Source organism: Streptomyces sp. NPDC048248, from assembly GCF_043201875.1.
Taxonomy (GTDB): domain Bacteria; phylum Actinomycetota; class Actinomycetes; order Streptomycetales; family Streptomycetaceae; genus Streptomyces.
Window position 1 is genome coordinate 39,976 of sequence record NZ_JBICZL010000007.1, and the last position, 24,806, is coordinate 64,781.

General features: G+C 69.5%; 24 protein-coding genes. 14 read left to right on the forward strand and 10 right to left on the reverse strand.

The features are described from left to right. Positions 1-7 precede the first annotated feature (7 nt). Both ACGFZW_RS16025 and glyA read right to left on the reverse strand, forming a co-directional pair. Positions 8-1,228, reverse strand: a complete 1,221-nt coding sequence (locus ACGFZW_RS16025) for a sarcosine oxidase subunit beta family protein (RefSeq protein WP_393893728.1) — start codon at positions 1,226-1,228, stop codon at positions 8-10. Then, on the reverse strand, positions 1,225-2,541 hold the full coding sequence (glyA, locus tag ACGFZW_RS16030; RefSeq protein WP_393893729.1) for a serine hydroxymethyltransferase: 1,317 nt from the start codon (positions 2,539-2,541) through the stop codon (positions 1,225-1,227). The genes ACGFZW_RS16025 and glyA overlap by 4 nt, the downstream gene beginning before the upstream one ends. A 94-nt stretch (positions 2,542-2,635) precedes the next feature. Here glyA and ACGFZW_RS16035 point away from each other — a divergent pair, with 94 nt between their 5' ends. The 3 genes from ACGFZW_RS16035 (at position 2,636) to ACGFZW_RS16045 (ending at position 5,961) form a co-directional block, all read left to right on the forward strand. Then, positions 2,636-3,301 (forward strand): GntR family transcriptional regulator, encoded by a 666-nt coding sequence (locus ACGFZW_RS16035; protein ID WP_393893730.1) that lies wholly within the window; start codon positions 2,636-2,638, stop codon positions 3,299-3,301. Positions 3,302-3,862: 561 nt separating this feature from the next. After that, positions 3,863-4,519 (forward strand): TetR/AcrR family transcriptional regulator, encoded by a 657-nt coding sequence (locus ACGFZW_RS16040; RefSeq protein WP_393893731.1) that lies wholly within the window; start codon positions 3,863-3,865, stop codon positions 4,517-4,519. Next, on the forward strand, positions 4,516-5,961 hold the full coding sequence (locus tag ACGFZW_RS16045; RefSeq protein ID WP_393893732.1) for an MFS transporter: 1,446 nt from the start codon (positions 4,516-4,518) through the stop codon (positions 5,959-5,961). The genes ACGFZW_RS16040 and ACGFZW_RS16045 overlap by 4 nt, the downstream gene beginning before the upstream one ends. Before the next feature lie 29 nt (positions 5,962-5,990). Here ACGFZW_RS16045 and ACGFZW_RS16050 read toward each other — a convergent pair whose 3' ends face one another. The 3 genes from ACGFZW_RS16050 to ACGFZW_RS16060 all read right to left on the reverse strand — a co-directional run bounded on the left by ACGFZW_RS16050 (position 5,991) and on the right by ACGFZW_RS16060 (position 9,364). Further along, positions 5,991-7,205: an NAD(P)/FAD-dependent oxidoreductase gene (locus ACGFZW_RS16050; protein ID WP_393893733.1), complete on the reverse strand. Its 1,215-nt coding sequence runs from the start codon at positions 7,203-7,205 to the stop codon at positions 5,991-5,993. 237 nt (positions 7,206-7,442) lie between these two features. Further along, a complete protein-coding gene (locus tag ACGFZW_RS16055) occupies positions 7,443-8,345 on the reverse strand; it encodes a GNAT family N-acetyltransferase (RefSeq protein ID WP_393893734.1) in 903 nt (300 codons plus the stop codon). Positions 8,346-8,644: 299 nt separating this feature from the next. Beyond that, entirely contained in the window at positions 8,645-9,364 is a 720-nt protein-coding gene (locus ACGFZW_RS16060; RefSeq protein WP_393893735.1) for a hypothetical protein, read from the reverse strand. 76 nt (positions 9,365-9,440) lie between these two features. Between ACGFZW_RS16060 and ACGFZW_RS16065 the strand changes: the two genes are divergently transcribed. The 10 genes from ACGFZW_RS16065 (at position 9,441) to ACGFZW_RS16110 (ending at position 20,085) form a co-directional block, all read left to right on the forward strand. Beyond that, complete coding sequence (locus ACGFZW_RS16065; protein ID WP_393893736.1) at positions 9,441-10,328, forward strand: LysR family transcriptional regulator; 888 nt, start codon at positions 9,441-9,443, stop codon at positions 10,326-10,328. Positions 10,329-10,534: 206 nt separating this feature from the next. Continuing rightward, on the forward strand, positions 10,535-10,834 hold the full coding sequence (locus ACGFZW_RS16070) for an ArsR/SmtB family transcription factor (RefSeq protein ID WP_393894105.1): 300 nt from the start codon (positions 10,535-10,537) through the stop codon (positions 10,832-10,834). Between the two features lie 140 nt (positions 10,835-10,974). Further along, positions 10,975-11,982, forward strand: a complete 1,008-nt coding sequence (locus ACGFZW_RS16075; protein ID WP_393893737.1) for a zinc-dependent alcohol dehydrogenase family protein — start codon at positions 10,975-10,977, stop codon at positions 11,980-11,982. A 435-nt stretch (positions 11,983-12,417) separates the two neighbouring features. Beyond that, entirely contained in the window at positions 12,418-12,621 is a 204-nt protein-coding gene (locus tag ACGFZW_RS16080; protein WP_393894106.1) for a hypothetical protein, read from the forward strand. A 357-nt stretch (positions 12,622-12,978) separates the two neighbouring features. After that, positions 12,979-14,271 carry an ABC transporter substrate-binding protein gene (locus tag ACGFZW_RS16085; RefSeq protein WP_393893738.1) on the forward strand — a complete coding sequence of 431 codons (1,293 nt, stop codon included), beginning with the start codon at positions 12,979-12,981 and terminating at the stop codon, positions 14,269-14,271. Further along, complete coding sequence (locus ACGFZW_RS16090) at positions 14,271-15,260, forward strand: carbohydrate ABC transporter permease (RefSeq protein ID WP_393893739.1); 990 nt, start codon at positions 14,271-14,273, stop codon at positions 15,258-15,260. The genes ACGFZW_RS16085 and ACGFZW_RS16090 overlap by 1 nt, the downstream gene beginning before the upstream one ends. Next, a complete protein-coding gene (locus tag ACGFZW_RS16095) occupies positions 15,253-16,122 on the forward strand; it encodes a carbohydrate ABC transporter permease (protein WP_393893740.1) in 870 nt (289 codons plus the stop codon). Before ACGFZW_RS16090 ends, ACGFZW_RS16095 begins: the two co-directional genes overlap by 8 nt. A 6-nt stretch (positions 16,123-16,128) precedes the next feature. After that, complete coding sequence (locus tag ACGFZW_RS16100; protein ID WP_393893741.1) at positions 16,129-17,355, forward strand: Gfo/Idh/MocA family protein; 1,227 nt, start codon at positions 16,129-16,131, stop codon at positions 17,353-17,355. 721 nt (positions 17,356-18,076) lie between these two features. After that, on the forward strand, positions 18,077-18,985 hold the full coding sequence (locus ACGFZW_RS16105; RefSeq protein WP_393893742.1) for an SAM-dependent methyltransferase: 909 nt from the start codon (positions 18,077-18,079) through the stop codon (positions 18,983-18,985). Positions 18,986-18,987: 2 nt separating this feature from the next. Further along, on the forward strand, positions 18,988-20,085 hold the full coding sequence (locus ACGFZW_RS16110) for a terpene synthase family protein (protein WP_393893743.1): 1,098 nt from the start codon (positions 18,988-18,990) through the stop codon (positions 20,083-20,085). An 88-nt stretch (positions 20,086-20,173) separates the two neighbouring features. Here the strand turns inward: ACGFZW_RS16110 and ACGFZW_RS16115 are convergent, their stop codons facing one another. From ACGFZW_RS16115 to ACGFZW_RS16135, 5 genes are read right to left on the reverse strand one after another with little or no spacing between them, the layout of a single operon-like run. Further along, positions 20,174-21,577 (reverse strand): cytochrome P450, encoded by a 1,404-nt coding sequence (locus ACGFZW_RS16115; protein ID WP_393893744.1) that lies wholly within the window; start codon positions 21,575-21,577, stop codon positions 20,174-20,176. Beyond that, positions 21,574-22,188 (reverse strand): ATP/GTP-binding protein, encoded by a 615-nt coding sequence (locus ACGFZW_RS16120; protein ID WP_393893745.1) that lies wholly within the window; start codon positions 22,186-22,188, stop codon positions 21,574-21,576. The genes ACGFZW_RS16115 and ACGFZW_RS16120 overlap by 4 nt, the downstream gene beginning before the upstream one ends. Then, entirely contained in the window at positions 22,169-22,522 is a 354-nt protein-coding gene (locus ACGFZW_RS16125) for a DUF742 domain-containing protein (protein ID WP_393893746.1), read from the reverse strand. The genes ACGFZW_RS16120 and ACGFZW_RS16125 overlap by 20 nt, the downstream gene beginning before the upstream one ends. After that, positions 22,519-22,905: a roadblock/LC7 domain-containing protein gene (locus ACGFZW_RS16130; RefSeq protein WP_393894107.1), complete on the reverse strand. Its 387-nt coding sequence runs from the start codon at positions 22,903-22,905 to the stop codon at positions 22,519-22,521. The genes ACGFZW_RS16125 and ACGFZW_RS16130 overlap by 4 nt, the downstream gene beginning before the upstream one ends. Positions 22,906-22,922: 17 nt before the next feature. Further along, positions 22,923-24,185 carry a sensor histidine kinase gene (locus tag ACGFZW_RS16135; RefSeq protein WP_393893747.1) on the reverse strand — a complete coding sequence of 421 codons (1,263 nt, stop codon included), beginning with the start codon at positions 24,183-24,185 and terminating at the stop codon, positions 22,923-22,925. Between ACGFZW_RS16135 and ACGFZW_RS16140 the strand changes: the two genes are divergently transcribed. Continuing rightward, positions 24,184-24,411 (forward strand): hypothetical protein, encoded by a 228-nt coding sequence (locus ACGFZW_RS16140; RefSeq protein ID WP_393893748.1) that lies wholly within the window; start codon positions 24,184-24,186, stop codon positions 24,409-24,411. The two genes, ACGFZW_RS16135 and ACGFZW_RS16140, sit on opposite strands and share 2 nt — an antisense overlap. Positions 24,412-24,806: the final 395 nt, after the last annotated feature.

Consider the following 24,806-nt stretch of genomic DNA (forward strand, 5'->3'; position numbering starts at 1 on the left):
ACTTTGGTCAGTGGGCCACGGCCGCGGCGCCGTGTTCGTCCACCAGCGCGCCCGTGGTGAAGCGCTCAAGGGCGAAGGGCGCGTTCAGCGGATGCGGTTCGCCCGTGGCGATGGTGTGCGCGAAGGTCAGGCCGGCGGCGGGCATTCCCTTGAAACCGCCGGTGCCCCAGCCGCAGTTGACGTACAGGTTCTCGATCGGTGTGAGGCCGATGATCGGGGACGCGTCGGGCGTGACATCGACGATGCCGCCCCAGGTCCGCAGCACATGCGCGCGGGCGAAGATCGGGAACAGTTCGACGGCGGCTGCCATCTGATGTTCGATCACATGGAAGGAACCGCGCTGGCCGTAGCCGGTGTACTGGTCCACGCCCGCGCCCATGACCAGTTCGCCCTTGTGGGCCTGGGAGACGTAGACGTGCACGTGGTTGGACATCACCACGGTGGGGTGCACCGGCTCGTGCAGTTCGGAGACCAGTGCCTGGAGGGGGTGGGACTCCACCGGCAGCCGGAAGCCGGCCAGCTCCGCGAGGACAGTGCTGTGCCCGGCGGCCGCGAGACCGACCCGGCCGGCGAGGATACGGCCCCGGTTGGTCTCGACACCGGTGACCCGGTCGCCGTCCTTGACGAAGCCGGTGACCTCGCAGCCCTGGATCAGATCGACGCCCATCTCGTCGGCCCGGCGGGCCAGTGCCCAGGCCACATGGTCGTGCTTGGCGATGCCCGCGCGGGGCTGGAAGGTCCCCCCGAGGACCGGATAGCGGGTGTCGGGCGAGACGTTGACGATGGGGCAGACCTCGGCGACCTCGTCCGGTTCGAGCCATTCGGCGTCGACGCCGTTGAGGCGGTTGGCGTTGACCCGGCGGACGCTTTCGCGGACGTCCTGCAGGGTGTGCGCGAGGTTGAGCACGCCACGCTGGCTGAACAGGAAGTCGTAGTCCAGTTCTTCCGGCAGCTGCTCCCACAGCTTGAGCGCGTGCTCGTAGATCGCGGCGCTCTCGTCCCACAGATAGTTGGAGCGGATGATCGTGGTGTTGCGCGCCATGTTGCCGCCGGCCAGCCAGCCCTTCTCCAGGACGGCGACATTGGTGATGCCGTGCTCCTTGGCGAGGTAGTAGGCGGTGGCCAGGCCGTGGCCACCCGCGCCGACGATGACGACGTCGTAACCGGAGCGCGGCTCGGGGTTGCGCCAGAGGAAGTCCGGGTGCTCCGGCAGCGGCTGTGTGGTCATGCCGCGTCTCCGTTCAGGTGGGGATAGAGGGGGAACGCACCGGCGAGCTTCTCGACCCGGTCGCGCAGCAGGCCCGTGCGCTCGTCGCCGAGCCGCTCCTCCTTCAGGGCCTGGGCGATGATGTCGGCGACCTCCCGGAACTCGGTCTCGCCGAAGCCCCTGGTGGCCAGGGCCGGGGTGCCGATCCGCAGCCCCGATGAGACCATCGGCGGGCGCGGGTCGAACGGCACGGCGTTGCGGTTGACGGTGATGCCGATGCGGTGCAGCCGGTCCTCGGCCTGCTGCCCGTCGAGCGCGGAGTCGCGCAGGTCGACGAGGACCAGGTGGACTTCGGTGCCGCCGGTCAGCACGGTGATCCCGGCCTCGGCCACGTCGTCGGCCAGCAGCCGTCCGGCGAGGATGCGGGCGCCGTCGAGAGTGCGCTGCTGCCGCTCCTTGAACGCCTCGCTCGCCGCCACCTTGAAGGCCACCGCCTTTGCGGCGATGACGTGCTCCAGCGGCCCGCCCTGCTGGCCGGGGAAGACCGCGGAGTTGATCTTCTTGGCAAGGTCGGCGCGGCTGAGGATCACACCGCCGCGAGGGCCGCCGAGGGTCTTGTGCGTGGTGGTCGTCACGACGTCGGCGTACGGCACCGGGTTCGGGTGAAGACCCGCGGCCACCAAGCCGGCGAAGTGGGCCATGTCGACCATCAGGTAGGCGCCCACCTGGTCGGCGATCCGCCGGAACGCGGCGAAGTCCAGGCGGCGGGGATAGGCCGACCAGCCGGCGACGATCATCTTGGGCCGGTGCGCGAGGGCGAGCTGCTCGACCTCGTCCATGTCGATGCGCAGATCGGACTCGTGCACGTGGTACGGCACGACGTTGTACAGCTTGCCCGAGTAGTTCAGACGCATGCCGTGGGTCAGGTGCCCGCCGTGCGCCAGGTCGAGGCCGAGGATGGTGTCGCCGGGCTTGAGCAGGGCGAACATCGCGGCCGCGTTGGCCTGGGCGCCCGAGTGCGGCTGCACGTTCGCGGCCTCGGCGCCGAACAGCGCCTTGATCCGGTCGATTGCCAACCGCTCGATGACATCGACGTGTTCGCAGCCGCCGTAGTAGCGGCGGCCCGGATAGCCCTCGGCGTACTTGTTGGTCAGTACCGAGCCCTGGGCCTCCATGACAGCGGCCGGGGCGAAGTTCTCCGAGGCGATCATCTCCAGGGTCGACTGCTGACGGTGCAGTTCGGCGTCCACCGCGGCGGCGACATCCGGGTCGAGCTCGCCGAGCCGGAGGGAGAGGGGGGAGATGACCGTGGTGATCGACGGTTTCGTTGCCATCTGCGCACCATTCTGAGAGCCAACTAATGGGCAACTGATATATCAGCTTGTGCGGTAAGGTATGGGAGCTCGTTGAACAAGTCAAGGGGGCCTCATGCAGCACACGGCGACCGAGCCCGAGGGTGCGGAGCTCTCCCTCGCCGAGCGCGCCTACCGCGCCCTCCGTGACCGGCTCGTCATGCTGGAGATCCGCCCGGGTGCGCCGATCAACGAGGATCAGCTGGCACAGTCACTCGGCGTCGGACGCACGCCGGTGCGTGAGGCGCTCAAGCGTCTCCAGTACGAGCGGCTGATCACGACCTTCCCCCGGCGTGGCACCTTCGCCACCGAGGTCAACATCACCGACCTGGCCCACATCTCCGAGGTGCGCCAGGAGCTGGAGCCCCTGGCCGCAGCCCAGGCCGCGCGGCGCGCCACGGCGGTGGACCGGGCAGCCCTGACGGCGCTGCTGCGGGAGCTGGAGAGCGTGGATTCCGGCAGGCGGGATGCCGCGGAGCTGATGCGCCTGGACCTTCAGGTCCACCGCGCCATTTACGCCGCCACCCGCAACCCGTACCTGGAGGACACCCTCGTCCGCCACGACAACCTGGCCACCCGCATCTGGTGCCTGTTCGTCGAGCGCATGGCCGACATGGCCGGTCACATCGACGAGCACGGACCGTTGATCGAGGCGATCGTCGACGGTGACCCGGACAAGGCGGCTCATCTCTCCCGCAGTCACGTCGAGGGCTTCGAGCGGGCCATCCGCGAAGCCATCTGAGACGCCGCGCGACCGAGGACTGTAGGGCCGCCGGCTCGCGGCACCATTAGGCCGGTGCCGGCCTCGGAATTCAGGACGCGGCAGCGGCCTGAAGCGTCTGCCGGCGGGCCGAAGTGTATGGCGTCGGCCGCGGCGTCGAATGGTCGGCCGTATCGGTGCGGTCGCCGGCCGCGGAGCTCCGGTCGAACGGCCAGCGGCAAAAGCATCCACCGTCACGCCAACGATGGCTCTCTTGTGCGTCGGCAACGGTGTGGACCCAGAACGCTCGGCGCAGCCAGGTTCATCGCCGCGTGCCGAATTCGGAACGGTCTGGGGCGACTCGCTCCCGTGCCGGCCGGACGAAGCCCCTTGAGGTGGAGCCATGGGGCTTCAGCTACGGCCGTGCCCTGTCCATCTCTGCGCCGGACGGCTCCTCGCGCACGAAGCACGTCATGCGCAACCACGGGCGGAAAGCCCGCACTTGTGGCCACGTCCCATCCCGGCCGGGGCGGGGGAGGCGTGGGCGACTGGCGCACAGGGCGCGAGTAGACACTGTCTACGCACTGCTGGTAGACACTGTCCATGGAAACCGAGAGCTCTCTTCGGGAGCGGCTGATCGATGTCGGAGTGGACCTCGTGATCACCGAGGGTTCCGCGTCGCTCGGGCTACGCGAGATCGCCCGCCGGGCGGGGGTGTCCCACGGGGCGCCGCGCCGCTACTTCCCCACGCATCACGCCCTGCTCTCCGCGATCGCCCGGCGCGGCTTCGCCGACCTCGGGGCACGATTCCGGGCCGCCATCTCCGACACGGCATCTGCGCGGGCTCAGCTGCAGGCCCTGGCCCGGACGTACGTCGCCTACGCCCTGGATCACCGGGGCATGTTCGAGCTGATGTTCCGCCACGACCTGCTAGACAGCGAGAAGCACGCCTCCGACCAGTCGAGGCTGCGGGAGTCGACCCTTCCGCTCTTCGAGCTCATCGTCGGGCTCGTCGCCCGGCACCGGACCGAGAGGGGCGCCACGCATCGGCCCGGCGCCACGGCCGGTGCCGAGCCGCCACCGGCCGTGGCGGCCGCAGCACTCTGGTCGAACCTTCATGGCATCGCCCAGTTGTGGGCCTGGGACAGCCTGCAACTCGTCCTCGGTGCCCCGAAACCCGAGGGCGCACATGTCAGTGCCCAGGTCGATCAACTCGTCACCGCGGCCCTCGACGCCCATCTCGGCCCGGTGACCGCATGACCCCAACTGTGCGGCCGCACCTCGCACTCCTGGTCAGCGCGGCCGGCGCGATGATCGTCGCGCTCGACGGCACGGTACTGCTGGTGGCGCAGCCCAGCCTGCAACGCGACCTCGGCGCGACCGTGGCGCAGGTCCAGTGGACGAGTACCGGCTACCTGCTCGCCGTCGCCGCGTTTCTCGTCATCGCGGGGCGCCTCGGCGATCGCTACGGCCACCTGCGGCTGCTGGTCGTCGGTGTCCTCGGCTTCGGCGCCGCCTCGGCGGCCATCGCGATCGCGCCCCAAGTCGGCTGGGTGATCGGCCTGCGCGCCGTCCAGGGCGTGTTCGGTGCGCTCCTGCAGCCGGCGACACTCGCGTTGCTGCGGCTGGCCTATCCGGCGCACCGGCTCGGCACGCCGGTCGCCATCCGTACCAGCGCGATTGCGGTTGCGGCGGGAACAGGTCCGGTCATCGGGGGTGTCCTCGTCGAACACCTGGGCTGGCGTGCGGTGTTCTGGGTCAACCTGCCCATGGCGCTCGTGATCGTCGTGCTCGCTCTCGCCGTCCGGGTGCCCACGCCCGCACGTGCCGGCTCCCAGCGCCCCGACTTCACCGGCGCGGCCCTGCTCGCGTCCGCGCTCGCCCTCCTGGTCCACACCCTGACCGACGTACCGTCCCGTGGGTGGACCGCCCCGCTGACATTGCTCGGCCTGGCGTCCGTCGCGGGCCTCGCGGGGGTGCTCGTCGCGCACCAACGCCGGACCGTCCACCCGATCGTGCCGCCTGCCGTGGCACGGTCCGTACCGGTTACTGCATCGATGATGCTCCTGCTGGCAACCGCCGGGGGGATGTTCGGCGCACTGTTCGTGGCCACGTTCTTCCTCCAGGACGTACTCCGGCTCGACGCCCTCGGCACCGGCATCCGGGTACTCCCGCTCACGGCGCTCATGGTCCTCGGCGCGCCCGCTGCCGGCGCGGCGCTTCGCAGATACGGACCGCGCCGCACCGCTGTCGCGGGTACGCTCCTCGTCACCCTCGGCATCGCGGGCCTGTCCCGGCTCGACGCGACCAGTACGTGGATGGTCACCGGGGCGATCTTCGCCGTGCTCGGTGCGGGGTTCGCCACCGTGATGGTGACCGCCACCGGGACGGTCGTCGGCGACGCGCCCCCTGGATACGCCGGGGTGGTCGGTGGCCTCAAGCAGACCGCCATGAACATCGGACCGGCACTCGGGATCGCCGTTGCCGCGGGCATGATGCGTACGAATCCGTCCTCCGTCGAGTCCCTGGCGACATCTGCCCCGGCGATGGGCCCCGCATCGCTGGCGCTGGCCGGACTCGCCGCGCTCGGCTTCGTACCGGCATTGCTGCTGCCCCTGGGTCCGGCCCGTAGGAAGAAGCGCGAAACGACAGCACCGGCCGACACAAGCAGCCGCCCGGTCGCGCTGGACGGACGGACGTGAGGGGGTGCAGGTCTCCGCCGGAGCCTGCGTCAGTGCGTGTCGTAGATTCCCTGGTAGTGCCCCAGGGCGGTTTCGCGGGTCTTCTCATCGGTCCAGTGGGTGAAGCGATCGGGTGCCAGGCGCTCCGGCGTGACGAGGAGATCGCCGGTCTCCAGCAGCATGTTGGCCAGCTGCCTGCCGACACCTCCGGCGTGCGTCACCCAGGATGCCTCCGCGAACCACAAGCCCGGCAGGGCGGCGGCCGGGCCGACGAGCGGGAGTTCATCGGGGGTCAGGGCGAACACCCCGTTGAGGCGCCGGCCTTGGACCGCTTCCCGGAAGGCCGGTACGAGGGTGGTGGCCTCAGCGATGGCCGCGCCGAAGTCGGCTTCCCGGAATGGGCGTTCGGCTGAGGCGAGCGCGGTGGTGGCAGTCAGCGGGAGCGGGGTGTGGGAGTAGGTCCCCAGACCGAAGCGGCGGCCGTGACGGCGGGTGTAGACCGAGTGGTCGGGATAGCGCACGATCGGGGTGTCGATGGGTGTGTCGTCCAGCCCTGCCACCTCGGTGGTGAACACGTAGGGGTGCTGGACACCCACCATGGGCAGCCGCATCCCCGCGTCCGCCGCCAGCGCAGGCCCCCAGATACCCGTGGCCAGAACGACCCTGTCGGCCCTGAGGAGTTCGGCGTCCTTCCCCGTGCGGACGCCGACGACCCGGCCTTGATCGCGCTCCAACGCACACACGGGTGTGTTCCAGCGGAAGCCGGCCCCGCCCCGCTCCGCGGCGTCGACCAGTGCGTGCGTGAGGCCGGCCGGGTCGGCGGCACCGTCCGAGGGGATGTGCAGTGCGCCCAGCGCCCGTTCGGCGTTGACGAGCGCGGGGGCGAGCGCGACGGCTTCGGCCGCATCGAGCACCTGGGCTCCGATGCCCAGACGGCGCCCGTGCTCGACATCCAGGTGGGCCTGCTCCAGTCGAGCCGGTTCGGTGGCGATCTCCAGGCATCCGACCTGCCAGAACAGTGGCGTCGGCGAGGCCTGCGAGAGAGCGAGGTAGGTGGCGACACTGTCCTTGGCCAGCACGGCCAGTTCCGGGGTGGAGCTGAGCTGCCCGACGAGGCCGGGGGCCAGGCCGGTCGACCCGGGCAGCACATCCCGGTCACGTGCGTCGACGACCGTCACCCGATCATGTCCCAGGCGGGTGAGGTGATACGCCACCGACGCCCCCACCACACCAGCCCCGACGACCAAGATGTCTGCCGTAGCCATGAGCCTCATTCCCCCTTGTTCTGCCGTTGATATGAGCCGGTACAGCGAGCCTATACAAGGGAGCGAAAGTCCAAGGGGCCAGGCGAGGGCGGTCTTTGTTCCGCAGAGAGTAGCCAGGACAACCGGGGTGGTGGAGACGCTCGTTGGGGGAGCGGGCGCCACCACACCGAAGGGGACGATTGCTACGTGGGGGAGGAGTGTGTAGCCCCCATTCGTCGGCTGCGCGCCGACGGGACGTCAGACGAAGTCGACCCGCTCCTCGGTGACCGGGTAGCCCATCGTCGCGAAATGTGCCGCCATCGGGAAGTTCCCCTGGTCGGTGGCGGCCGCGATACGTGTCGCGCCCCGTGCCACCAGGTCTTGTGTGCACTCGACCAACAGGTCGTAGGCATAGCCGTGGCCGCGCTGCTCGGGAAGGACGCCGATGAAGCCGATGCAGGCGCCTGAGGGATTGTGGGCGGGGACGTGGAAGCCCGCCAACTCGCCTGTCGGGGTGTACGCCAGGCGCCACCAGCTCCGCGGGGAAGGCATCGAGGTGAGGATGCCGAGGAGCTCCTCCACGGCACCGTCCCTGCCGTACTCCGCGATGGCATGCAGGTCATGAGCATCCAAGGAGGCTTCCTGGATGCGGCGCACGACGCCCCGGATGACACTGTCGTCCGGCTCCGGCCGGTACTCCAGGCGCCCGGTGCGCTCGGGGAGCGGGCAGTCGGAGGTCCAGGTGTAGCGGTAGCGTTCGACCAGCTTCCGCAAACCTGCGGCCCCGGCAGCGGCCATCCGGGCCTCGGCTGCGGCCCGCGCGTCCGGCTTCTCGCGCCAGCCGGGCGGTAGCAGCAGGCTGTACTCGGCGTACAGCGGTGCGGCGCGCAGCAGCTGCACGGCGGCCTCGGCATCGGTGAAGTCGAACCAGTCGAGGGCGACGGGCTCTTCGTCCTCAGGACGGGCCCACCAGGCAGCGCGGGCGACAACGACACCCTCGCGGAGGGCGACCCAGGTCCATTCGGGCCGGTACTGGCCACCGTCGGCAATCATGCCGTAGGTGTGGCCGAGAAGGGCGCGCCCGACGATGCCGGTGTCGGGCAGGGAGGTGAAGAGGGGAGTTTCGCCCGCGGTGAGCGGGCGGATGACCAGTTCAGTCATGGATGAAGCGATCCTTCGGGAGAGGGACGCGCTCCCGGATCAGACCTGGGACGCCCGGTGGACGGGGCGGGAGCGCACAGTTGTTGTGGTGGACATCGCTCTCGCCTCCTTCTCTTTGATCACGGGCGTGCGCTCACCGTAAGCCTGGTCGCTCGCAGACGTCCAGGCATTTTTCCCGCTCAGCCGCCGCCGGGGGCGGCGCTGGAGGGGGAGTTGGCCGCCGCCGGTGCGTCCCTGTGGCGCCCGCACCCCCACGCCCGCCGTCGAGGTGTTTGCCCGGCGCGGGCTTACCAGTCCGGTCAAGCCGTCGCCGCCGCGTGTGTCACGCCCGCGGCGGCGAGGCCGCGGATGAGGGGATGCGGGCGAGTGCCGTCGCCGGCGAGTTCCGGCTGAAAGAGGGTGGCGAGGAAGAACGGGTGGCCGGGCAATTCCGCGATGCGTACCTCGCCGTCCGAATTGGTGCCAGTGAAGCGCAGGCCGTGGGCGTGCAGCAGCTCCACGTGACGTGGGTTGGCGCCGTAGTTGCAGTGGTAGCGCTCGATGGATCGCTCGGCGCTGATGAGCTGTTCGGCGAGTGAGCCCGGAGCAAGCTCGATCGTGCCCTCGTGGCCCACCAGGGAGCAGGCGAGCGGTATCACCACGGCGTCCTGTGCCGGAGTGTCCGGCTGGTTCTCGGCGTGCCCCGCCGTTCCCAGGCCGCACACGTTGCGAGCGTATTCGAGCAGGACGTGCTGGAAGCCGGCGCAGGTACCGAGGAAGGGAATCCGGTGTTCGCGTGCGGTGCGGACGGCCGCGAGCGCGCCCGCCTCGCTGCGGTAGGGGCTGCCGGGCAGCACCCAGACCGCATCGAAAGCGGCCAGCGCCGCCTCATCCGACGCCTCCTCGGTGGGGATCCAGTAGGCATCCAAGTCCAGGCCCTCGCGCTCGCGCAGCGCGTCGAGGAGGCGAGGGAGGCGGGTGTGGGAACGGACGTGCGGCGAGCGGTCGCCGACCAGGGCGATGCGGGCGGTGTGTGTCATACGACCATCCTGAGCGGGTCGCGCGCATCGCGTCCAACGATGATCTCTGCATGCGTTATCAGCAATACTGATGCTCATGGACCCGCAGCAACTGCGCACCTTTGTCGCCGTCGTCGATCACCACTCCTTCTCGGCCGCGGCCCGGGCCCTGGGCTACACCCAGTCCGCTGTCTCACAGCACATCGCCGCCCTCGAAGCCGACTTGGACGCGGCACTGGTCACCCGCCGCCCGGTCGCTCCGACCGAGGCGGGCGGCCGACTGCTGGAGCACGCCCGCCCGCTGCTGTTGCGTCTGGACGCGGCCCGGGCGGACATCGCGCGTCTGCGGAGGGCGCGCCCCGGGCGGCTGGCGATGGCGTGCACCCCCGGTGCGCTGAGCCCCGCTGTCGCGGACGCCCTGGCATGCGCTCGGGCCGCGGACTCCCGGCTGGCAGCGTCGGTGCGGGTATGCGGTCGCAGCGAGGCGGTACGGGCGGTGCTGACGGGAGCCGCCGATCTCGCCCTGGTCGAAGGGGCGGTGGCGCCCAGCGACCCGCTGCCGCTGCCCGACGCCGACTCCCTGACCGCATTCGCCATCGCTCAGGAGCCGCTCGCGGTCCTGCTGCCCGCCGGCCACCCACTCGCCGGTCGGCCGGCGCTGCGGCTGCCCGATCTCGCCGCGTCCCGATGGATCGACGCACCGGACGCCGCCGTTCCCCTCAGCCAGCTGCGAGCCGCCGCCCGGACCGATGGCTTCGGACATCAACTCACTTACACCGGAAGCGATATCAGGGGGCTCGGTCTCCTCGTGGCAGCCGGCGGTGGGCTCACCACCGCTGCTCTGCCCGCCGCCGTCGGCTTGCCGGGAGTGACCGCTGTCCCGATCACGGCGCCCCGGGTCGTGCACCGCACCGAGCTTCTCCACCCTCGCACCCCCACGGCCGCCGCAGCCGGGCTGGCCGAGGCCCTTCGTCTCGGGCGGTAATCGCACGGACGGCAGTCAGGGGCGGTCCACCCTTCCACCCGGGGACCGACGGCCGCGATGTCAGCGGCTCAGGTGTGCGGCCGGCCATGGCGACCGGCCCCTTGCTTCGATGGCGGTCGTAGGATGGGTTGGCAGTGCCGACATCGCCCCGAGGAGTCACCGTGGCCCGCCCCCGTACCGCCGCCCGAACGGTGGAGCACCCCGACATGACGCAGATCTCTCTGCAGCAGGTCCTGGAGGCACTGGTGGACCCGGTGCGCCGGATGGTGCTGTCCCAGCTCGTTCGCGCGGGTGAGGACCTGACCTGCGGCACGTTCGAGGCGCCGGTGTCGGCGTCGACGTTGACGCATCACTTCAACATGCTGCGCGAGGCCGGCGTGATCCGTCAGTACTACGTGGGGACGACGAAGATGAACACGCTGCGCGCGGAGGAGATGGAAGAGCGTTTTCCCGGCCTGTTGTCGGCTGTCATGGCCGCCTGCGCCGCGGAGGCGGATGCGTCCTGAGACCGGGGGACGCACCACACCGGGTACATATTTCGATGGCTCTCAAAATTTGACGGTCATCGAACTTTGGGGCAGAGTGAAGGGGACGCCGCACCGATGCGGCGTCCCCTCCCTGCTTCTCCTCCTGGAACTGGTGCACCATGGCAAAGCTCGTACAGTTCGACCGGCTCGGCGGCCCCGAGGTCCTGACCCTGCGCGACGTCGAGGTGGGCGCTCCGGGCGCGGGAGAGGTGCGTATCCGTGTCGACGCGATCGGCCTGAACCGGGCCGAGATCATGTACCGCGAGGGTGCGTACTTCTACCAGCCGGCCTTCCCCTCGACGCTGGGTTACGAGGCCGCGGGCGCCGTCGAGGCGGTCGGCGAAGGTGTGGACCACCTCGCCGAGGGCGACCTGGTCGCCGTCGTACCGGCGTTCCTGCAGAACGAGTACGGCACCTACGGTGACCACGTCACCCTCCCCGCCTCGGCCGTGGTTCCCCGCCCCGCGAACGTCGATCCCACCACGGCTGCGGCGGTGTGGATGGCCTACATCACCGCCTACGGCGCGCTCGCCGAGAGCGGCCGGGTACGGCCGGGCGACCACGTACTGATCACCGCGGCCTCCAGTAGCGTCGGCCTGGCGGCCATCCAGATCGCCCGCCACATCGGGGCCATCCCGATCGCCACCACCCGCGGCGCGAGCAAGCGGCAGCGCCTGCTGGACGCCGGCGCGGCGGATGTCATCGTCACCGACGACGAGGACCTCCCCGCACGGATCAAGGAGATCACCGGCGGCGAGGGGGTGCGTCTGGCCTTCGACCCGATCGCCGGTCCCGGCGTCGAGACCCTCGCCCAGGGCATCGCCCCCGGCGGCCACCTGGTCATCTACGGCGCTCTCGACCCCCGGCCCACCCCGCTGCCCAACGCGCAGTCCTTCCCCGCGCTGACCAGCGGCACCTACACGCTCTTCGAGATCACATCCGACCCCGAGCGCCTGCGGCGCGCAGTCGCCTTCGTCAACGCGGGCCTCGCCTCAGGCTCCTTCACGCCGGTCGTCGACCGCACCTTCGACCTCGCCGACATCGCGGAGGCCCATGCCTACATGGCGGCCAACGGCCAGGTCGGCAAGATCGTCGTCACCGTCACCCACGACGACGCCACGTCGTGAACCACCGCGCTCGCCGCCGCTCGCGGGTGTCGACGATGCCGAGTGGCTCTGCCGGTCCTTCGCCGAACGGTCGGAGCAGGAGCGGCGACCGGTCGAGGCCGGAGCGCGACTGATCACACACCGCGACGCCGGCCGCTGACCAGCTATTACGGGTGAGAGGCCGGCGTCGGCTGCTGCGCGCCTCTGGTACGGAGGCACAGCGGAAGCCGCGCTGACGACTGGGCGTGCATGGGCAGAATTCGGCAGCCGCGCCGAGCCTGCGAGGGCCGTCAGGTCAGCTGCCGGGTGTCAGGCCCAGCGCGTTGAGCACCCCGTACACGCCGAGGGTGTCGGTCCACAGCCGGGGGACGCCGGCCGACGAGGCGACGGTCACCGAGAAGAGCACCCTTTGATCGCGTCTTCCTGGGCGCCGACGGCGTCACCGTCGACCGGGGCATCCGCGAGGCGGATCTGCGCCAGACCCGCCTCAAGGAGCTGATGTCCCGCCGCACGGACCGCGTCTACGTCCTGGCCCATGGAGCGAAGCTGGGGCGCGCGCCGTTCCACGCGTGGGCGACGCCTACGGGTGAGTGGACACTCGTCACGGACGCGTGGGCGCCCGCGGAGCAGACGGCCTCACGGGTGAAGAACTCGCCGTGATCGAGCGGTACTTGCAGCGGGCCGGTCCACGCGCGTAGCTCACCGTGCCGACGGTGAGCTTCGGTGTTGGTTTGTTCCCGTGCCGACCGCTTGTCGAGCAGCTTGCCCGCTGCCGGGACCACTCTCCTCAGGTTGGTGGTGGCGCGAGCGTGAGGCGGGCCGAGGGAGTCGCGGCGAGGTGTGCGTCGACAGGTCGATGCGTAAAGATGATTGAAAAGGCATTGACCTTGTCAACTTTGAGCAATTAGCGTCCGGGTGGCTCGGCTGAAAACCAACGTCCTGCACGGACGATTTCCGCCGACTTCACGGCCTCCTCCCTGCGGTGGGGCCGCCGGCCCCACCTCAGGAAGGCTCCGCGTGCGTAGACGTTCCCTACTCACGGCGGCCGCCGCCACCACGCTTGCGGCGGTCCCGCTCGCGTCCGGCTGCGGCCCCTCATCGTCATCGGCCTCCGGTGGCGGGCCCCGGCGCGGCCATCTCACCTACGGCGTCTGGGACGTCTATCAGGTGCCCGCCATGAGGCGGGTGGCGCGAGAGTTCGAGCGCTCCCGTCCGGGGGTGACCGTCGATGTTCAGCTCACGCCCAACGGGACGTACTGGACCAAGCTGCGCACGGCGTGCACAGGCGGCGCAGCTCCGGACGTCTTCTGGATGAACGGGCCCAACTTCGGTCTCTACGCGGATGCCGGGCAGCTTCTGCCGCTGGAGACCGACGGGCCGGATGCCGTGCTGCGGCCCGCCGACTTCCCGACCGATCTGATGTCCCTCTACCGCTGGAAGGGCACCCAGTACGGCGTCCCGAAGGACTTCGACACGGTCGCGCTGTGGTTCAACAAGGAGATCTTCGACCGGGCCAAGGTCGACTACCCGGACTCCACCTGGACCTGGCAGGACCTGATATCCACCGCTCAGCGGCTCACCGACCGCAAGCGAGGGATCTACGGCGTGGGGGCTCCGGTTCGTGCCCAGGAGAACTACTACAACTCGATACCGCAGGCCGGCGGCTGGGTGATCTCCCAGGACAAGAGGCGCTCCGGCTACTCCGGCGAGCGCACCCGGGAGGGGCTCCAGCTGTGGATCGACCTGATCCACCGATACCGAGCCTCGCCGTCCCTGCAGCAGATGGCCGACACGGACCCCACTCAGATGTTCCTGTCCGGGACGCTGGCCATGACCTACGAGGCGTCCTACAACGCGGCGATGTTCCACGCCGACCGCGAGCTGCGGGCCAAGGTGGACGTCGCGCCGATGCCCAAGGGCCGGCGGCGCGCCACCGTTCTGCACGGCCTGGCCAACGTTGTCTACGCCCGCACGCCGCAGCCCGAACTGGCCAGGGACTTCGTCCGGTTCCTCGGTGGCAAGCGCGCCTCGTTGATCCAGGGCAAGTACGGCACCGCCATCCCGGCGCGCAACGGCACCGCGGAACCATGGACCGCCGGCATGCCGAGCTTCGACCTCCAGGTGCACCTGGACGCGCTCGATTACGCGGTGCCCTTCCCCAGCTCCGCCAACAGCGCCGCCTGGTCGCACAAGGAGCAGATGTGGCTCGCCAAGGCGTGGAGCGGCGACGAGAGCCTCAAGGGCGCCACGGGCTCCCTGACCGAAGCGATGGATCAGCTGCTCGCGCAGGAGAGGAAGGGCCGGTCCTGATGAGCCTCAATGTGCGTGCGGAGACCGCCGTCCCGGCGCAAGGTATCCGCCCGGCCCCTTTCGACCAGCGGGAACTGCGCCGCCGTCAGCGCCGTTTCCAGCACCGTGACAAGTGGTGGGGTTACGCGCTGATCGCCCCTGCCGGGCTGGGCCTGGCGGTCTTCTACCTGTGGCCCGTGGTGCAGACGGTCTACTACAGCTTCACCCAGTGGGGCGCCTTCGGCGGGACCACCTGGATCGGCCTCTCCAACTACCGCACGCTGGTGGACGACCCCGAGTTCTGGCAGTCGCTGGGCAACACCGGCATCTACACCGGGCTGGTGCTGCTGGGGATCCCGCTGTCGATGGTGCTGGCGGTCCTCCTCAACCTCAAGGGCCTGCGCGGCACCGGCTTCTACCGCACGTTCTACTTCCTGCCGGTGGTCACGATGCCCGCCGCGGTCGCGGTGGTCTGGCGCTGGCTCTACAACGGTGACGTCGGCGTTCTCAACCACGCACTGTCCGCGATCGGCATCCACGGCACCTACTGGGTGTCCGACCCTGACACGATCCGGTTCGCGGCCGCCGTCGTCGGCGTGTGGATGACCGTCGGCTACAACATGATCCTGCTGCTGGCCGGCCTCCAGAGCATCCCCGCCGACTACTACGAGGCCGCGTCGCTCGACGGCGCCGGGCGCGTTCGGCAGTTCTTCTCGGTCACCCTGCCGCTGCTCAGCCCCACGCTGTTCTTCACCACGGTGCTGTCCGTCATCCAGTCCCTGCAGGTCTTCGATCTGGTGTACCTGATCATCGGCGCCAACACGCAGAACTCGCTCCAGAACCCGGCGTACGGCGACGGGCAGACCGTCGTGATGCTCTTCTTCCAGAAGGCGTTCTTCGACAACCAGCGCGGCTACGGCGCGGCGATCGTCTGTGTGCTGTTCTTCCTGATCATGGCGCTGACCGCCGTCCAGTTCCGGTTGCAGAAGAGGTGGGTCCACTATGCCTGAGGTGACACAGGGCACCCGGAGCCCCGTAGGCTCCCGGCGCGGAAGCCGTGCGGGCCGGCTGTGGCCCGCCCACGTCCTGCTCGTTCTGGGCGCGGTGGTCACCGTCTTCCCCCTGCTGTGGGAGGTGCTGACCTCCTTCAAGAGCTTCGGCGAGTCCGTCCGGGTGCCGCCGACGATCCTGCCCGCGCACTGGGACTGGTCGAACTACTCGAAGGTCTTCGAGGCGATTCCGTTCGGGCAGCAGTTCGTGAACACCGTCGTGATGGCGCTGCTGCGCACCGCGGCCCAACTGCTGCTGTGTGCGATGGCGGCCTACGCCTTCGCGCGCATCCGTTTCCCGGGGCGCGGGGCGATCTTCCTCGGGTTCCTCGCCGTGCTGATGGTGCCCGGCCAGCTGTTCCTGCTGCCGCAGTACCAGATCATGCAGAGCCTCGGCTGGCTGGATTCGATGCAGGCGTTGGTGATCCCCGGGATGTTCTCCGCCTTCGGTACCTTCCTGCTGCGGCAGTTCTTCATGGGGCTGCCGGAGGAGTTGGAGGAGGCGGCGCGGCTGGACGGCGCCAACCCCTTCACGGTCTTCTGGCGCATCGCCCTGCCGCTGGCCCGCCCGGGGCTGCTGGCGCTGGGCATCCTCACGTTCCTGTGGTCCTGGAACGACCTGATGTGGCCGCTGATCGTCAACACAGACCCGGCCAAGATGCCGCTTTCGGCCGGGTTGGCCTCCCTCCAGGGAGCCCACCTGACCGAGTACCCGGTGCTGATGGCCGGCTCTCTCCTCGCCACGCTCCCGGTGATCGTGGTGTTCGTCGCGATGCAGCGCCAGTTCATCCAGGGCATCGCTTTCTCCGGAATGAAGGGCTGAGCACACATGACCGACACTCCCGACGCCCCGGCGGACGACCGCGCGCACACCCGCGACCTGCGGCTGGGCGTCATCGGGCTCGGCCTGCGCGCCACCCTCGCGCGGGAGGCCCATCACCCCGGCGAGGGCTCCGCCGTAGTGGCCGCCGCCGACACCGCGCCGGGCATGTTCGGCCGGGCTCGCGAGTGGTTCGGCGACGACGTCCACATCTACCCCGACCACCGTCGGATGGTGGCCGCCGAAGAACTGGACGCGGTCTTCGTCATCACCCCCGACCACACCCACGAGGCCCTCGCCGTAGACCTTCTGGAGGCCGGGGTCGCCGTCTTCGTGGAGAAGCCGCTCGCCATCACCACCGAGGGCTGCGATCGCGTCCTGGAAGCCGCGCGAAGCGGCGGCGCCCGGCTGTACGTGGGTCACAACATGCGGCACATGCCGGTGGTGCGCGTCATGCGCGACCTCATCAAGCGCGGCGAGATCGGCGAGGTCAAGGCCGTGTGGTGCCGGCACTTCGTCGGCCACGGCGGGGACTTCTACTTCAAGGACTGGCACGCCGACCGCCGCAACACCACAAGCCTGCTCCTCCAGAAGGGCGCCCACGACCTGGACGTCATCCACTGGCTGGCCGGCGCCTACACCGAACGCGTCACGGCCCTGGGCGCTCTCACCGTCTACGGCGACATCACCGACCGCTCGGGACAGGACCCCGGCGCCGTCATGCCCGACTGGTACGACCCCGAGAACAACTGGCCCCCGCTTTCCAACACGGGCCTCAACCCCGTCGTCGACGTCGAGGACCTGTCGATGATGGTCATGCGACTGGAGGGCGGCGTGCACGCCAGCTACCAGCAGTGCCACTACACGCCCGACTACTGGCGCAACTACACGGTCATCGGCACCGAAGGCAGGCTGGAAAACTTCGGCGACCACGGGGAGAGCGCCGAGGTCCGCGTGTGGAAGCGCCGCAGTGGCTACCGCGCCGACGCCGACCTCGTCATCCCGATGCCCTCGCCAGGCGAGGGCGGGCACGGCGGCTCCGACCCGATGCTGGTGGCCGAGTTCCTCCGCTTCGTCCGCTCCGGCGGCCCGACGGACACCAGCCCGGTCGCCGCCCGGGAGGCCGTCGCCGCCGGCGTCGCGGCGACGGAGTCGCTGCGCGCCGACGGCCTCCCCGTCACGGTGTCACGTATCGCCCCCGACCTGGCCAACTGGTTCGCCAACGGCCAGAGCTGAAGCCGTCGCGCTGCCGGGGGCGGGCCTCGAAGCCACCGCCCCCGGGGGCACTCCCACCTCCGTCGACCGCCGAACGAAGACGGGCCGCCGCCGAATTGGCCGAGCAGGTCGCGAGCCACGGTGGCGCGGCTTCGCCAGCGGTCGGCTGGGCGGCCCGTGCAAACGGCAGGCGAGCAGGCCGCGTTCGACGCGAGCCACGGTGCTGTGACGACTCCCCGAGTCGATGCGCAGGATTTGAGCATCGCTCATCCTGACGCCCGGCCCCATGGCTACGCGTTCGACGAGGACGATGCGCGAGGGCCTGTCCCGGCGGTGGCCCAGCTGGCTGAGGTCGGCCCCGACGCGCGGATGCCGCTGAGAGGGCGCGCAGCACCGCTCATGCGCGCCCGGCTCAATATTGCAGGTTTTGGGCCCAGTTGGTGTGCGCCCAGGAAAGCGGTCAAGAACGCTTTCCGGCGCCGGCGCTCTCGGGGCGGCGAGGTCGCAGCCGAGGCTCCGGCCAGGACTATGGCCGTCGGGCTGCTGCTGGGGCACCCTGCACACGGTTCCCTCGTCGCCGTCAGATTCGTCAGCAATGTGGCGTGACCGGAACGTAGAGAGGATCGTTGCTGATCACAACTGAATATCAACGTCCGGATACACGCGCCGTGATGGCATTATTTCAGCCAGTCGTGGGCAGTGTGGCCCGGCCCCCGAGGAACAGATGACAACCGGAGTTTCGATGAACGCTCACCCTGTCACTCAGTCGCGCGCAGAAGGCCCGGCGTTCGATGACACGGAAGTGCCGCGTTACTACGCACGCAAGACCCAGGACATACTTCACAAGTACGGTCCAGGACCCCGGGTCCACTTCCACGTGGGCCTGTTCGATCCTGCCGCGAAGCTCAACACGACGGTCTCCCAGTCGGTCCTCAAGAACCGGATCGTCAGCAGTCAGGAGGCGATCCTCGACCGCGCCGCGCGCACCTGGGGTGCCGGCCAGTCATTTCCCGCGCACCTGCTCGACATCGGTTGCGGGCTGGGCGGCGGAAGCCTCTACTGGGCGCAGGAACACGGCGCGAAGGTCACCGGTCTCACCGTCGCGAGCGACCACATACCGGTCATCCGGGAACTCGCCCGGCAGGCAGGCGTTTCCGGCCGCGTCGCCCCTCGCGTCGGCGACATCCACGACATGACCGACGAGCGTCGCTACGACGCCGCGTACGCCATCGAAAGCTCCGGCTACATGGACCGTCAGCGGCTCTTCGAGGTGGTGGCGAGGGCTCTGCGGCCCGGGGGCTGGTTCGGCATCCAAGAGCACTTCATCTGCCGGCCCGAATGGAACGACTGGATCGACGACTACTACAAGACGCGGCTCGGCACCCTCACCGAGTACATCCGCGCTGCTGAGGCCGCCGGCTTCCAGCTGGAGCAGGACGAGGACGTCACGGACGGCGTCAGCGAGTTCTGGCTCCAGTCCATGGCCTGGAACACGGCCGAATTGTCCCGCCTGGCACAGGGCGGCGAAAAGGCATCCTGGTCTCCGGAGCGGCTCCAGCAGAGCGCCATCGCCCACGGCAAGCTGTTCCGCATCTGGCGCGACCACGCCGTGGAGACCCGCCTGCTGCACTTCCGGCTCGGAGGCAGCTGACCGTGATCGCCGAACACGGCCACGCCTCGCGCATCGGTTGGCAACTTCCCCCGTTCTACTGCCCTTTCGTCTCCGACCATCACCCCAAGGCAGTGGAGATCGAGCAGCGCGCCAAGGCATGGATCGATGTCTTCGGGATCTACCCCGATGCCACCGAACGTGCCTGGGGTCTGGCCACGCACAGCGCCGACTTCTCCTGCCGGATCATCCCCGACGGAAACGTCGACCACGTGCTGACGTTCACGCTGTGGAACTACTGGGCGAACGCCGTTGACGACTGGCAGGACTCCGGACCGGCCGCCACCAGCACCGCGTCGATCACCGACCACGGCGCCCGACTCGCCCGGGCCCTGGAGATGCCCGGCTGCGCCCTCCTGCCCCCGGGGCCCCTCACCTCGGCGCTGGATGACCTGGTGCAGCGGACACACGATCTGCTCACGCCGTTCCAGCTGCGCAGGTTCGCGGAGGGAGCGAGGGACTGGTTGACCGGGGCGGGCTGGCGCACGGCGCAGGCCGAGCGCGGCCGTATGCCCAGCCTCACTGATTACGCCGGTCTCGGCGCTCTCGCGAACGGCACCCGGTTCAGCCTCACCTGGTCCGACGCCGCGAACGGGATCGACCTGCCGCCGGACACCCTCTACGCCGCCCCGGTCCAGGCCGTGACCGACGCAGCGGGGTGGATCGTCGCAGCCGACAACGATCTCTTCTCCTACAACAAGGACGACGATCAGGAGCCGTGGGAGCAGAACCTGATCAACGTGCTGGCCCACGAGCGAGGATGCGCCCCCGGAGAGGCAGTCGCTGAGGCAGTCGCCCTGCGGGACCGGGTGATGACCCTCTTTCTCCGGCTGCGCGCACAGCTCGCCCGGGGGGCGGACGAGCCGCTTCAGCGATACCTCGATTCCCTGCAGAGCTACATCGCAGGCAGCATCGCCTGGCAGAACGCCGCTCCGCGCTACACGAGCCCCCGCAACCGCAACACCTGGCCGGTGGAGGGGGCGACGTTCGATGTGGTCCGGAGCGACTCCCCGAGCGATCCGAGCACCGAGCCGCCCGCCGTCCCGTCCTTGAACTGGTGGTGGCAGCAGCTGGAGCAGTGACCGGCCGACGACGGCTCGGCGCACCCGGCGCCGGGGCCGAGCAGGGCAAAGGGCCCGCAGCGATGTGCTGCGGGCCCTTGTCGCGGGGCTAGCGCCGGCCGAGCAGGCGCTTCAGCCATGACCACCGCCGAGTCCGCGAAGGCCGTGACGAGACCGGCGCAGGTCGAACTGCCTCCTCCGGCACAGCGAGCGGCGGAAGCTGATCGGGTGCGGAGCGCGTCTCGGTGGAGGCGACGAACCTGGGCTCGAACCGCACCGGTAGCTGTACGAGGTGCTGGGACATCAGCGTGCCCCGGCGCTCCAGCTCGAAGTCGTGCACGGTCAGCTCGATGTCGGGCAAGCGCGCCAACAGGGCCTCGATGCCGGTGTCGGCGATGGCCCGACCGATGTCCTGGCCCGGGCATTCGTGGGGGCCGGCGCTGAATGCCAAGTGGGAACGGTTTCCGTGGACCGGCGCGGTCAGGTCGGGCCGGACCGCGGGATCGACGTTGCCCGCGGCGAGGGACAACAGGAGCATGTCACCACGCTTGATCTCCTGCCCGCCCAGCTTGGTGTCCGCCGTGGCCCAGCGGCCCAGGACGGTGTTGATGGGAGTCTGATCCCACAGCACCTGCTCCAGAGCCTCCGCCAGCGTCATGCGGCCACCCGAGAGGTTCGCGCGGAAGCGAGGATCGGTGAGGACCATCCGCAGGGTGTTCGCGATCAGGTTCGCGGTGGTTGCGTACGCCGCGACCAGGATCACCCGCACGTGCGCCAGAACCTCGACATCCGTCAGCTCGGCGGGGTGGTCGAGCAGCCAGGACGTGAGGTCGTATCCACGACTGGCCTTCTTGCTCTCCACCAGCTGATACAGCGTCTTCGTGACGTACTCGTCGCTTTCGAGGGCGGTCTCCGTGCCCTCCAGCATGTCGGGCACTGCCTGAACGAGCCTGGGGCCGTGTTCCTCCGGAGCTCCGATCAGCTGCGTCATCACCAGCATCGGCAGCTGACTGGAGAACTCCGCCACGAGATCGGCATGGCCGTTGGAGGCGAAGCCATCGATGAGTTGGTTGGCGAACCGGGTGACGTACCGGCGGATCCCGCGGCGGTCGAAGCGCTGCAGGGACTCGAGCACCGCGCCCCTCAGACGCTCGAAGACCGGGCCGTCGTTGAAGTTGATCACCGGCCACCAGGTCACCATCGGCGAGAGCGCGTACTCCTCGGGGACCACCGTCCCGTCCTGCGCAGCACCCCATTCGCGGGGATCGCGGGCGAACCGGCCAGGGTTCCGGGCCACCTCCAGATTCTCCCGGTGACCCAGGACGAGCCAGGCCGGCTGGTCGTCATGGACCAGCACGGGCGCCACCGCGCCGTGTTCGGCGCGCAGTTGCTCGTACAGGGCCATGGGGTCGTGCTCTGCGGCCGGACCGTAGAGGCGCTTTGGCTGCGGTCCTTCCTGACCCAGGCCGTGGGCCGGGCACCCGGGCGGTGGGAGGAGGGGAGGCGTGCTCATGAGGACTCCGTTACAACGAGCGAATGCAGGTAATGCATGAGGGAAATCAGGACGTCCCGGCTGGAGTCGCGATGTCGCGCATCGCATGTCATCAGGGGGACGTTCGAAGGGAGGTCGAGCGCACTGCGGAGTTCCTGCAGCGAGTGTGGCGGAGCGCCCGCAAAGGAGTTCACCGCGACGACGAAGGGCACGCCGCTCTCTTCCAGACGACCCATGACGTCGAAGCTGTCCTCCAGCCGCCGGGTGTCCACCAGCACCACCGCACCGAGAGCGCCTTCGAAGAGACCGTTCCACAGGAACCAGAACCGCTGCTGTCCTGGGGTGCCGAAAAGGTAGAGGACGAGTTCGTCGCTGATGCTGATCCGGCCGAAGTCCATGGCGACGGTGGTGGCCGTCTTGTGCTCCACACCCGCGCGGTCGTCGATCGCGGCGCCGGCCTGGGTCATGGTCTCTTCGGTGGTCAGCGGCCGGATTTCGCTCACGGATCCGACCATGGTCGTCTTGCCGACGCCGAATCCGCCCACGATCACGACCTTGACCGCTGCGGACGCCGTGTGGGGGAGTCGCTCCTCGTTGAGGGGCTCTGCCAGCTCAGAGCTTTTGAAGGCCATGGATCACCTTTTCGATGAGGGCAAGGTCGGGCAGATCCGCCGGCGGTACTGGCGGGCGCGTGAGCACCTGTTGCTCGTCCAGCAGGTCGCTGATCAGGACGGTGACGACACTCGCCGGCAGTCCCGTGTGGGCGGATATCTCGGCGACCGAGAGCGGGGCCTGGCACAGACTCAGGATCGCCGCATGCTCCGGCTGCATGCCGGCCGTGGCGACCGTCCTGGCCACGACCAGTGTGACCAGGTCGAGATCGTTGGCTGCGGAGGAACGGCCGCTGGTGATGACGTAGAGGCGCTCCGGCCCTTCCTCCGTGCCGCCCTGGTGGGAGTCGCTCACCTCGCCTGCCCGTCACTGCGGGGCGGGCTGGTGATGTGAGCTCCGAGTCGCGCGATCAGGTCCCGCATACGTTGGCCCATGAGCCCGGCATCCACACCGTCGTCAGCCAGCACCGCGAGGTAGGCCCTCGGGCCCGCAGCCATCAAGTAGAAGAAGCCGCCCTCCATCTCGATGACCACCAGCTGCATTTTGCCCGCCTGGTGCGGGAGTTCGCTGCCGACCGCACTGGCGAGGCTCTGCAAACCCGAGCAGGACGCGGCCAGCCGCTCGGCCGACTCGATGGTCCCGCCGTGGTGTCCCATACGCAGTCCGTCTGAGGACAGTACGAGGACCGTGCGGGTCTGCGGCACGCTCTCCGCGAGGTCCTTGAGCATCCAGTCCAAGCTGGCCGTCTGCTGACTCACAGTTCTCCTCTCGGCGCGGCGGCGTCGTCGCCACCACTGCTGCCCTCCGCCGACAGTCCTGTCTTGAACGCGGTCAGCCACTCTCCCGGCGCCCGCTGCGGTCCCTCCGCCGGCCGGGCGTTGCCCGCAGGTGCCTGCGCCTCCGACACCCGCTCTCTGCGTCGCCGCTGGGGGAGTCCGTTTGCTGTCCGCTCAACCACAGGCGGCGCACCGTCGGCTTGCCTCGCCGCCTGTGGCTTCGCCGTCCGGCGAGGCGGTGCCTGGCCGGGTTGGCTCGCTGCCCGCGGACCGGAGAACGTCCCGATGCCGTGCGCCACACCGGACGCCTCGGCCGCGCTGGTGATCAACTGCTGGGGAACCACCAGCACCACCCGCACACCGCCGTAGGCGGAATTGCGCAGCGAGACCTGCAGACCGAACGCCTGGGTAAGGCGCCCCACCACCGCAAGGCCGAGCCGCGGGGTCTCTCCCAGGTCGCCCAGGTCGATGCCCTGCTGCGCCTGTTCAAGGCGCCGCTCGGCCAGGTGTCGGGCCTGCTCGCTCATGCCCACACCGCCGTCCTCGATCTCCACCGCGACCCCGGACTGTACCTCCGCGGCCGTGAGATGGACCTTCGTGTGGGGCGGGGAATAGCGCGTCGCGTTGTCCAGCAATTCTGCCAGTACGTGGATGAGCGGCTCGACGGCAGGTCCCACGACGGCGCACTCCGTGCTGGTGCTCAGCTCGACCCGCTCATAGCCCACGATGCGCGACATCGCGCCCCGGAGCACGCTGTACAGCGGCACCGGCCGGTTCCACTGTCGGCCGGAACGGGCACCGCCCAGAACGGCGATGGAGTCGGCGAGCCGGCCGGTGAGCGCGGTGTTGTGGTCGATCCGCAGAAGATCGCCGAAGACGGCGGGGTCCTTGCCGTGCCGGTCTTCCATCTCGCGCAGCTCTCGCGCCTGCTGATGGACGATCGCCTGCATACGCCTGGCCAGGTTCACCAGGGCCCGCTGAGCGGAGTCCCTCAGCCCCTCCTCGGCGGCCACCGCATCGATGACGGTGCGCAGCACCGCCCAGTGGGCCTGCTGGAACTCGGAAGGCAAGCCCTTGTAGGAGCCCGCCCAGCGTGCCGTCAACCAGTTGAGGACCTCCTCCGGAGCCTCGTCCAGGCGCAGACGCGTCAGCATCTCCGGCACCAGGCTGTCGGCCAGCCGAGCGGTTGCCTCCTGCTGCCGCACGGACGCCGTCGCCTGCAGTCGGCTGTCTTCCTGCATGCGCGCGACCTGCCGGCTACGACGCGCGGCCACGCCGGCGGCGCCGGCCACCGCGCCCACAGCCGTCACGCCGATCCAGACAGCCGCGGCGAACACAGGAGGTTCGATCAAACTCGCCACCGTCACGGCAGCAACCACCGGTATGAGCCACGCATACACCGCCACGGCCGGCAATCTGGACGGCGACTTCTCCTGGACCATGAGCACCCTCAACCTATGGGAATAGACGATCGTCCGAAGACCTGCGGGAGCGTATAGGCATATGCACAGCGAAAGTGGCGTAGCGTCAGCTGGACCACCGGGATGGGCGTAGCTTTCTCGTAGGGGTGGCGATACTCCCCGTGAAGGGCCATACTGCGCGCCGCGACGTGGGGAACGGGCGGGACTTCCCGCCTGCAACCGGTCACCTGCCACACCGGCCTCGTCGTGGGGCGTACGAGACAGTGCGGCTTCAACTCGCCCTCTGAGCAGGGCGAATTGCGAGTACGACAGTACCTGGGCCGCCGAGGCCGACCAGAGGCAGCACTACGCAGGCGCGATCTTTCTGGCGTCTTCCTGACGCGGGAGCCCGTTCCGGCGGCGCACCGATCTTTGGCAGCCGCGTTCCTTCCCCGACGCGGA